The organism is Streptomyces sp. NPDC046881 (assembly GCF_040645015.1).
Classification (GTDB): domain Bacteria; phylum Actinomycetota; class Actinomycetes; order Streptomycetales; family Streptomycetaceae; genus Streptomyces.
On sequence record NZ_JBEYXJ010000181.1, the window covers coordinates 1 to 8981 of the forward strand.

Annotated in this window: 12 protein-coding genes and 1 pseudogene; 7 read left to right on the plus strand and 6 right to left on the minus strand. The window is 73.6% G+C overall.

Annotated features, from left to right (window positions below):
• Positions 1–224 (plus strand): CPBP family intramembrane glutamic endopeptidase (locus tag ABZ923_RS39895; protein ID WP_361482861.1); only part of this gene is annotated, 224 nt, incomplete at its 5' end.
• A gap of 4 nt (positions 225–228) precedes the next feature.
• On the opposite strand, the gene ABZ923_RS39900 is transcribed toward ABZ923_RS39895, so the two are convergent.
• Both ABZ923_RS39900 and ABZ923_RS39905 read right to left on the minus strand, forming a co-directional pair.
• The gene (locus tag ABZ923_RS39900) at positions 229–1041 is read right to left on the minus strand and encodes a PhzF family phenazine biosynthesis protein (RefSeq protein ID WP_361482864.1); all 813 of its coding nucleotides are present in this window, start codon (positions 1039–1041) and stop codon (positions 229–231) included.
• Positions 1042–1086: 45 nt separating this feature from the next.
• Complete coding sequence (locus ABZ923_RS39905) at positions 1087–1542, minus strand: hypothetical protein (RefSeq protein WP_361482867.1); 456 nt, start codon at positions 1540–1542, stop codon at positions 1087–1089.
• 91 nt (positions 1543–1633) lie between these two features.
• On the opposite strand from ABZ923_RS39905, the gene ABZ923_RS39910 reads away from it, so the two are divergent.
• A complete protein-coding gene (locus tag ABZ923_RS39910) occupies positions 1634–2029 on the plus strand; it encodes a MerR family transcriptional regulator (RefSeq protein ID WP_361482870.1) in 396 nt (131 codons plus the stop codon).
• 144 nt (positions 2030–2173) lie between these two features.
• Here ABZ923_RS39910 and ABZ923_RS39915 read toward each other — a convergent pair whose 3' ends face one another.
• Genes ABZ923_RS39915 through ABZ923_RS39925 form a run of 3 tightly spaced genes read right to left on the minus strand, consistent with a single transcriptional unit; the run spans position 2174 to position 4294 of the window.
• A complete protein-coding gene (locus ABZ923_RS39915; protein ID WP_361482873.1) occupies positions 2174–2467 on the minus strand; it encodes a DUF1330 domain-containing protein in 294 nt (97 codons plus the stop codon).
• A gap of 34 nt (positions 2468–2501) precedes the next feature.
• Positions 2502–3935 carry an MFS transporter gene (locus ABZ923_RS39920; protein WP_361482876.1) on the minus strand — a complete coding sequence of 478 codons (1434 nt, stop codon included), beginning with the start codon at positions 3933–3935 and terminating at the stop codon, positions 2502–2504.
• A complete protein-coding gene (locus ABZ923_RS39925; RefSeq protein ID WP_361482891.1) occupies positions 3932–4294 on the minus strand; it encodes a MarR family transcriptional regulator in 363 nt (120 codons plus the stop codon). Before ABZ923_RS39925 ends, ABZ923_RS39920 begins: the two co-directional genes overlap by 4 nt.
• 253 nt (positions 4295–4547) lie before the next feature.
• Here ABZ923_RS39925 and ABZ923_RS39930 point away from each other — a divergent pair, with 253 nt between their 5' ends.
• Positions 4548–5174, plus strand: a complete 627-nt coding sequence (locus ABZ923_RS39930; RefSeq protein ID WP_361482879.1) for a PadR family transcriptional regulator — start codon at positions 4548–4550, stop codon at positions 5172–5174.
• 80 nt (positions 5175–5254) lie between these two features.
• Here the strand turns inward: ABZ923_RS39930 and ABZ923_RS39935 are convergent, their stop codons facing one another.
• Positions 5255–5683, minus strand: coding sequence for an SRPBCC family protein (locus tag ABZ923_RS39935; RefSeq protein WP_361482882.1), 429 nt, complete (start codon positions 5681–5683; stop codon positions 5255–5257).
• A 207-nt stretch (positions 5684–5890) separates the two neighbouring features.
• On the opposite strand from ABZ923_RS39935, the pseudogene ABZ923_RS39940 reads away from it, so the two are divergent.
• The 4 genes and pseudogenes from ABZ923_RS39940 to ABZ923_RS39955 all read left to right on the plus strand — a co-directional run.
• Positions 5891–6235: pseudogene (locus tag ABZ923_RS39940) on the plus strand (peptidase); the annotation flags it as partial.
• Positions 6236–6481: 246 nt separating this feature from the next.
• Positions 6482–6814: a hypothetical protein gene (locus ABZ923_RS39945; RefSeq protein WP_361482894.1), complete on the plus strand. Its 333-nt coding sequence runs from the start codon at positions 6482–6484 to the stop codon at positions 6812–6814.
• A gap of 46 nt (positions 6815–6860) precedes the next feature.
• Positions 6861–7865 carry an EamA family transporter gene (locus ABZ923_RS39950; RefSeq protein WP_361482885.1) on the plus strand — a complete coding sequence of 335 codons (1005 nt, stop codon included), beginning with the start codon at positions 6861–6863 and terminating at the stop codon, positions 7863–7865.
• 191 nt (positions 7866–8056) lie between these two features.
• A partial coding sequence (locus tag ABZ923_RS39955) for an EamA family transporter (protein ID WP_361482888.1) occupies positions 8057–8981 on the plus strand: 925 nt, incomplete at its 3' end.

Sequence of the window (8981 nt, forward strand, 5' to 3'; positions counted from 1 at the left end):
GGACCGCGCGGGTGGCCAGCGCGGTCCTGCGCGGGTCGTACCACCTCTACCAGGGCGTCGGCGGCTTCCTCGGCAACATGGTGATGGGCGTGGTGTTCGTGTACCTCTACCGCCGCTGGGGCCGGGTCGGGCCGCTGGTCGTCGCGCACTCCCTGCTCGACATCGGCGCCTTCGTCGGTTACGCCCTTCTCGCCGGCAAGGTGGGCTGGCTGCCGACCGCCTGAGCGCTCAGGCGCGCAGTTCGCCCTCGATGACGGTCACCGCGCGGCCGGTGAGCAGGGTCCGCTCGCCCCGCAGCCGGGTGCGGACCATGCCGGTGCGGCGGGAGGCCTGGAGCCCGGTGAGGTCGTCGCGGCCGAGGCGGGCGGACCAGTGCGGGGCGAGCGCGGTGTGGGCGCTGCCGGTGACCGGGTCCTCGTCGATGCCGACGTTCGGGAAGAAGCCGCGGGAGACGAAGTCGTAGCCGCGGTCCGGGTCGTCGGCGCGGGCGGTGGCGATGACGCCGCGGGAGGAGTAGGCGCGCAGGGCCCGGTGGTCGGGGGAGAGGCCGAGGACGGTCTTCTCGTCGGCCAGTTCCACCAGCAGGTCGCCGACGTTCGGACCGGTGTCGAAGACGGCGACCGGCTCCGCGCCCAGCGCCTCGGCGACCCCGTCCGGGATCTCGACCGGGGTGAGCGGGGCGGTCGGGAAGTCGAGGGTGATCGAGCCGTCCGCGGCGGGCGTGGCGATGAGTACGCCGCTGCGGGTGGCGAACCGCACCGGGCCCTCGTGCGCGCCGGTGGTGTGCAGGACGTGGGCCGTGGCGAGGGTGGCGTGTCCGCACATCGCGACCTCGGCGACGGGCGTGAACCAGCGCAGGGCCCAGTCCGCCTCGCCGCCCTCGGGCAGCCGGTGCGCGAACGCCGTCTCGGCGTGGTTGACCTCCATGGCGACGTTCTGGAGCCAGTCGTCGTCGGGGAAGACGTCGTCCAGGAGCAGGACTCCGGCCGGGTTGCCGGCGAAGGGGCGGTCGGTGAAGACGTCCACGATTCGAATGCGCATGACGCCGACGCTAGCGGCTGCGACGCCCGCCGGCCCAAGGCCAATTCACGAGTGCCGGACTGATTCGGGACGCCGCAGGGAGTCCCGGCCGGCCGCGGTCGCCCACGCCCGCAGCCACGGGGCGAGCTGGACGACGCCGAACGCCACCTCCACGAGCAGGAAGGGCCACAGCACCCGGGGCCCGCCATGGGCCAGCGCGTACGCCTGCCACAGCGAGAACAGCGCGCGTGCGGTCCCGTCGAGGAGACCGTGCAGCGGAAGCGGCCGTGTGACGCGCAGGGCGGACCAGACCACGACGACCGACCCCATGAGGTTGGCGTAGAGGGTCTGCATCGGGGTGAGCGCGGGCATGGTGCCGAGACCGGCCGCGTCACCTCCGGCCGACAGGAGCCGGTGGAGCAGCGCGTAGGTCCAGGGCGTCGCGAAGCCGGCGGTGACGATCAGGTCGTACCAGCCGCTGGTCCGGACGACGCGCAGATAGGCGGGGGCGGCAGGGTGCATCAGGGCTCCTCTGGAGGGCTCGCTCGGGCACCGCTCACGCTAGACAGCGGAGTACGCTCCAAGGTCAAGTCGACCGAGCCGCGGGGGAGTCATGCGCATCGGAGAACTGGCGGCGCGTACCGGGGTGTCCAGGGACACGCTGCGCTTCTACGAGAAGATCGGCCTGATCGAGGGCGACCGGCTGCCCAACGGATACCGCGACTTCCCGCCGGAGACGGTGGTCTGGCTGCAGTACGTGCGCACCGCGCAGACGCTCGGGTTCACCTTGGCGGAGATCGCCCGGCACGGCGCGGAACTGCGGGAGGCGCCCGACAGCGCCGAGGCCCTGACCGCCCTGTTCCGGGACAAGATCCGCATCGTCGACGAACGCATGGCCGCGCTGGCGGCACTCCGCGCCGATCTCGCCGCCCGCGCCGGCACCGGCTGCCCCCTGCGGCCGGCGAACCGGGCCTTTCCGCCGCGAGGCCCGGGCGCACCCACGACCTGAAGAATCCGTCATCCTGGTTTCCGCTGGTGCGGCTGCTGGGGTGGCGGGGGCCGTGGGTGCTCGTGCCGGTCGTGGGCGGCTGTCTTCGGTCTTGATCGTGTGTCAGCGGTCGAGTTCGAGGGTGAAGATCCGACTGGGCCTCGGTCAGTCGATGCCTTCGACGATGCGGAAGTCGCGCTCGACGCCGTCGGAGAGGGCGACCAGCGCCTCCTGGTAGGCCGCACTCTCGCGCGCCGCGACGGCCTGCTCGAAGCTGTCGAACTCGACCAGGACGGTGCGCTCGGCGATTCCGGCGTCATGCGCCACGACCCGACCGCCACGGACGATGGTCCGGCCGCCGGCGGGCTCGACGGCCAGGCGGGCCAGCCTGTTGTAAGCAGCCAGCTTCTCAGGATCTGAAATGGTGCGGTAGACGCTGACCCAGTAGCCCTTGGGCATGGAACCTCCAGTGTGGGGAATGAGTGCATCTGACTTACAGGTTGGTCTCGGACGAGCGTCGGCGGGCGAGAGCGAGGCTTGTCAGCGTCGTGATCGCCATGGCGCCGATGCCGACCAGCGCCGCGGTGGTGTAGGTGCTGTCGTCGGGGAAGAGGTGGCCGGGGCCGGTGCCCGCGGCGAGGATCAGGCCGCCGATGGCGCTGCCCAGGGAGTACCCGACGCTGCGGACGACGTAGTGGAAGCTCATGGCGCTCGACGTCTCGCTCCTGGGGGTGACGGCCAGGATGACGCCGGGCATCGCGGCCGAGAAGCCGCCGACGCCGAAGCCGAGCACGCCCATCGCCGCGAACAGTTCGGGCAGGTCCGACCGGGCCGCCGCGAACAGGGCGAACCCGCCGCCGACCACGACGGCGCTGCCGGCCAGGAGCAGGGGGTCGGCGATCCGCGTCCGGATCCGCGGCGTGAGCTTGCCGGCGACGAACCCCAGCACCGAGAACGGGATGAGGACCAGCCCGGCGACGAAGGTCGTCAGCCCGAAGCCGTAGCCGGCGCCGTGCGGCGTCTGCGCGTACCGGGTGATGAGCGTGAGCAGGAGGTACATGCCGATCCCGCCGACGAACATGGCGAGGTTCGCCCCGGCGACCGCCGGGTGCCGCACCGCCCGAACATCGACCAGGGGCGTCGTGCTGCGCAGTTCGATGACGGCCCAGACGCAGAGCAGCACCACCGTGACGACGGCGAGGCCCGCCGCCACGGCGAGGTGCCGGCTCCACAGATTCCGTTCGCCGGCGAGGAACAGCACCAGGAGCAGCGCAGCGGCCAGGACGACCGCGCCTGCCACGTCCACGTGGCCGGAGCGGCCTTCGGGGGCTTCGGGCATGGAGCGCCACGCGGTCAGGAGGGCGGCGGCGGTGACGACCAGGCCGAGGCCGTAGGCGGCCCGTACCCCGCCGAGTTCGGCGAGCAGTGCGGCCAGCGGGTAGCCGACGCCGGCCCCGATGACCGAGACCACCGAGATCAGGGCGATCACGGCCGCGCTGCGTTCCTCGGGGAGGTGGTCCCGGGCCACGCCCATCATCAGCGCCGTCAGCCCGAGCCCGACGCCCTGGGCCGCCCTGCCGGCCAGCAGCCACGCGAACGGCAGCGGCAGCACGGTGAGCGCGCTGCCGGCGACGACGACCGCCAGCGTGGCGAGGATCGTGGCCCGCCGGTGCGGGCCGGCTCCGAGCCGCCCCAGGACCGGCGTGGCGACGGCGCCGCTGAGCAGCGCGACGGTCAGCGTCCACTGCGCACTGCCGAGCGAGACGTGGAACGAGGTCGCCACGCTGGTGATGAGCGGCGTCCCGAGGCTGGCGACCGCCGCCACGACCAGAGCGATGAACATCAGGGCGGGGACCAGCAGCCGCGCCTCGGAACGCGCCACCGGGAACGCCTTCGCCGAGACCCCGCCGACCGGCTGCCCGGTCACTGCTTCGGCCCTTCGCGGTCCTGGCTTTCGAGCTCTGCCAGATGCTTCAGCGCCGGAAGGGCAGCCACCAGCGCCTCGACCTCGTCGCTGGTGAGCTTGCCGATCAACCGCTCGAACGCGTGGACGCCCGCCTCGCGCCGCGTCCGGACATAGGAGGCGCCGGCCTCGGTCAGGCACACCAGCGTGACCCGCTTGTCGGACGGGTCGCCCCGCCGCTCGACCAGGCCGGACTCCTCCATCACCCGGACCAGGGCGGTCATCGCGGGCTGGGTGACGCCCTCGACCGCGGCCAGATCGGTGATGCGCCGCGGGCCGGTCCGGTCCAGGGTGGCCAGGGTGGCGGCGGACGTCAGGCTCATGTCCCGGGGCAGGCGTCTCGCGGCCCTGGTGGCCAGGCCGTAGAGGGCTGCCCCGATGGCGGCGGACGCGCCAGCGATGTCTTGACGACTCATGCCAGAAGCATAGCATTTTTATATTTACAGTTTATGGAAGGCGGCCGGTGCAGGCTCCTGCAAGGGATTGTCATGCGATCGCTCCCGATATATCGTTGAAGCATCGCGAACGATACGCGATACGAACATGACAGATCAGCGATGGAATGGAGTGATCGCCATGCGTACCCACGGATTCGAGCGTGGACATCGGCACGAGGGCCCCGGACGGCGGGGCATGGGCGGTTTCGAGGGCCGGCGGGCCGCCTTCGGACCCTTCGGGCCGGGCGGCCCGGCGTTCGGCCCCGGCGGGCCGGGTTTCGGCCCGGGGCCCTGGGGGCCGCGCGGCCGGGGCGGTCCGCGAGGGCGGGCGCGGCGGGGTGACGTACGCGCCTCGATCCTGGCCCTGCTCAAGGAACGGCCCATGCACGGCTACGAGATGATCCAGGAGATCGCCGAACGCAGCGGCGGTGCCTGGAAGCCCAGCCCCGGCTCGGTCTACCCGACCCTCCAACTGCTGGAGGACGAGGGCCTGATCGCCAGCGAGAGCGAGGGCGGCAAGAAGCTGTTCGCCCTCACCGAGAGCGGGCGCGCCGCCGCCGAGGAGGGCGCCGACGCCCCCTGGGAGGAGGCCTCGCGCGGAGTCGACTGGGAGGCCCTCACCGAGATCCGCCAGGCCGGCTTCGGTCTGATGGAGGCCTTCGGCCAGGTCTGGAAGACCGGCAGCAAGGAACAGCGGGAGAAGGCGCTGGCCGTCATCAACGACGCCCGCAAGAAGCTGTACCTCATCCTCGCCGACGAGCACTGAGCCGTAGCCGGCCGCCGTCCCTCGTACGACGGCCCGGGCGCCCCGCGCGACCACCGCGCGGGGCGCTCAGTGTGTCCTGCTCAGCTCACCAGGCCGCCCAGCTTGCGCAGCGACTCGTTCAGCGCGGCCGTCGCCGAGTCCTTCAGTCTGCCCGCCATCAGTGACACCGCGGCGCCGGTGAACTCGCCCTCGATCCGGACCGTCGTGGCGTCCCCGTCCGGGGTGAGCGTGTAGCGGGTGGCGACGGTCACCGCCATCGGCCCCTTGCCGCGGATGGCGAACACCCGGGCCGGCTCCAGCTCCTCGATGGTCCAGTCGACCTCCGCCGGAAAGCCCATCAGCTTCATGTTCTCCTGGAACGTGCCGCCCACCGCCAGCGTCTCGGGGCCGCCCCGGGGAAAGCTGGTGTGGGTCGCGTTCCACGCCCCGTACGACGGCCAGTCGGTGAGCTGCGCCCACACCTTCCCGGCCGGCGCCTGGATGTGTGCCTCCGCGCTGACTTCGGCCATGTGACCACCCCTTCGGATCGGGCGTACCGGGCTGCGGTGTCGCGGAACGTAGCCGCAGGGGCGCGAACATTCAATACTGATGAACCGTCAGGAACGGTCGTGGTGTGCGCGCCGTTGCGCGGGTGCGGCCGGATCTCCTCCGTAAGGATGAGATCGGGGCCGGCGATGTCCACTCCGTGTGGGACGCGAAGATGGTTCCCCTCGTGGATGCCCCGTCTCGTTGCGCCTGATGAGGTAGGGGATGTGCAACCCCGTACAGCCCACCGGACCGCCGATGACGCAGCGGTTCCGCACGCGGACGGCGCTGCCGGGCTCGGTGCCGAGCTGGCGGCGGTGGTCGCCGCTGCCCGCCGCAGGGCCGTCCGGGACCGGGACCGGCAGACCGACACCGCCCATCTGCTCCACGCCCTGCTGGAACACGACCCCGAGGCCCGCGCCGCCGTCGGCGGCCCGCGGCTCGCCCGGCTCCTCGGCTACCTCGTCCAGCGCAGCATCGGTTACGGGCTGCGCTGGCAGGCCGGCGTGGAGGACTCCGGCGCGATCCCCCGCGTCCCCGCGCCCGCCCGGCCGGCCGAGCCCGGCGCACGGTCCCCCTTCGACACACGGTCCGATCCCGACGCGCGATCAGCCTTCGACGCACGGTCCGATCCCGGCGCACGATCAGCCTTCGATGCACGGTCCGAGCCCGGCGCACGGTCCGCCTTCGACACACGGTCCGATCCCGACGCGCGATCAGCCTTCGATGCACGGTCCGAGCCCGGCGCACGGTCCGACCCAGGCGCACGCTCCGCCCTCGACGTGCGGGCCGACCTCGGCGCCTGGTCCGCTTCCGGTGCACGGTCCGCTCCGGCCGTCGGCCGGGACGGTCCGGCCCGGGGTGCCGAGGGCTGGTCGCCCGCCGCGGCCGCCGCGCTCGCGGACGCCCGGGCGCGCGCCCGGCGGCGGGGCGCACCGCACGTCAGCGGCACCGACCTGCTCGCGGCGCTCACCGCGGACCCGGCGTCCCGGGCCGTCGAGGTCCTGGAGCGCGCCGGCATCCCCGCGCACGAGCTGTCCGCGCGGATCGAGGCAGGCGCCGCCGGTCGGGCCGACGAGCCCGGCTCGCCGTCCGTCGGGCCGTCCATCAGCTGAGACAGGTGTCATCGGGAGTGACGCTCCTGTCGGCGCCTGTCATCATGTGCCGGTGCATACGTCTGTGAGCAGTCACCACAGCCCCGGCAAGGGCGCCGGGCTCGGCCTCGCGCTCGCCTCGGCGCTGGCCTTCGGCGGGTCGGGAGTGGCCGCCAAGCCGCTGATCGAGGCGGGACTGGACCCGCTGCACGTGGTCTGGCTGCGGGTCGCCGGAGCCGCCCTGGTGATGCTTCCCCTGGCGGTACGGCACCGGTCCCTGCCGCGCCGCCGGCCCGCCCTGCTCGCCGGGTTCGGACTGCTCGCCGTCGCCGGCGTCCAGGCCTGCTACTTCGCCGCGCTCTCCCGGATACCGGTCGGCGTGGCCCTGCTCATCGAGTACCTGGCGCCCGCCCTGGTGCTGGGCTGGGTGCGGTTCGTGCAGCGGCGGCCCGTCACGCGCGCCGCCGCGCTCGGCGTGGTCCTCGCGGCCGGCGGCCTCGCCTGCGTGGTCGAGATCTGGTCCGGGCTGAGCTTCGACGCGCTCGGCCTGGTGCTCGCCCTCGGCGCCGCCTGCTGCCAGGTCGGCTACTTCGTCCTGTCCGACCAGGGCAGCGACGCGGGCGACGCGGCCCCGGACCCGCTCGGCGTCATCGCCTACGGCCTGCTCGTCGGCGCCGCCGTGCTGACCGCCCTGGCCCGCCCCTGGAGCATGGACTGGTCGGTGCTGGCGGGCGCCGCACGGCTGAACAGCACCGCCGTACCGGCCGTCGCCCTGCTCGCCTGGATCGTGCTGGTCGCCACGGTGATCGCCTACGTGACCGGCGTGCTGTCGGTGCGCCGGCTGTCGCCGCAGGTGGCCGGTGTGGTCGCCTGCCTGGAGGCGGTCATAGCGACCGTGCTGGCGTGGGTGCTGCTCGGCGAGCACCTGTCCGCGCCGCAGGTCGCCGGTGGCGCGGTCGTCCTGGTCGGCGCGTTCATCGCCCAGTCCGCCACCCCGGCCAAGGGCTCCCCGGAACCGGTCGCCTCCGGCGGTCCGGAAAGGGAGTTGTCCGCCCGGCGCACCGCCGTCTAGAGTCCGGATCATGTCGCACCACGCACTCGTCCTTCCGCCCCCGGCCGCCTGAGGCGGGCCTCCGGGTCATCGCCCGGCGCGCACGCGCCGGGCTGGACGGTGCTGCCCGCAGATGAAGTCCGCGCGCCCCGCCCGAGCGGGACGCCTTCGAACTTCCGCACCTTCGCGTGCGCTTCTGCGGAGAGATTCCCTTGCCGACTTCGTCGCATCCCGCTGCCGGCCTGCCCGTCGGGCGCGGCCTGCTCTGCCTGATCGTCACCGGTGCCGCCTGGGGCACCGCGGGCGCCGCCGCCTCGCTGGTGTACCGGACCAGCGACATGGGCGCCTTCAGCCTGTCCTTCTGGCGCTGCGCCCTGGGCCTCGCCTTCCTGCTCGTCGGCCGTCCGCGGCGCCGGCGCGCCCGCCGTGCGGCCCCGGCCCTGCCGGTGCGCCGCAGCGTCACGCGGGCCCTGGCCACGGGGCTCGCGCTGGCCGTCTTCCAGACCGCGTACTTCGCGGCCGTCGCGTCGACCGGGCTGGCCGTGGCCACCGTCGTGACCCTCGGCGCCGGCCCCGTCCTCATCGCGCTCGGCGCCCGGCTGCTGCTCGGCGAGCGGCTCGGTGCGGGCGGTGTCACCGCGGTCGCCGGTGCGCTCGCCGGGCTGGCCGTGCTCACCTTCGGCGGCTCGGCCGCGTCCGTCCGTCCGGCGGGCGTGCTGCTCGCCCTGGCCTCGGCCGCGGCCTACGGCGTCATGACCCTGCTCACCCGCTGGTGGGGCAGGGGCGGCGGCGCCGACACCGCCGGCACCACGGTGGGCGCCTTCGCCGTGACCAGCCTGTGCCTGCTGCCGTTCGCGGTGCACGAGGGGCTGCTCCCGCACACCGCCCACCCGGCCCGGCTGCTGTGGCTGCTGCTGTACATGGCCGCCGTGCCCACGGCCCTCGCGTACGTCCTCTACTTCGCGGGAGCCGCCGTGGTCCGGGCCGCCACCGTCTCCGTGATCATGCTGCTGGAGCCGGTGACCGCGGCCGTGCTCGCCGTCGTCCTGCTCGGTGAGCGGCTCACCGCGACCACCGTGGCCGGCACCCTGCTGATGCTCGGGGCCGTCGCGGGCCTCGCCGTCGGTGAGGCCCGCG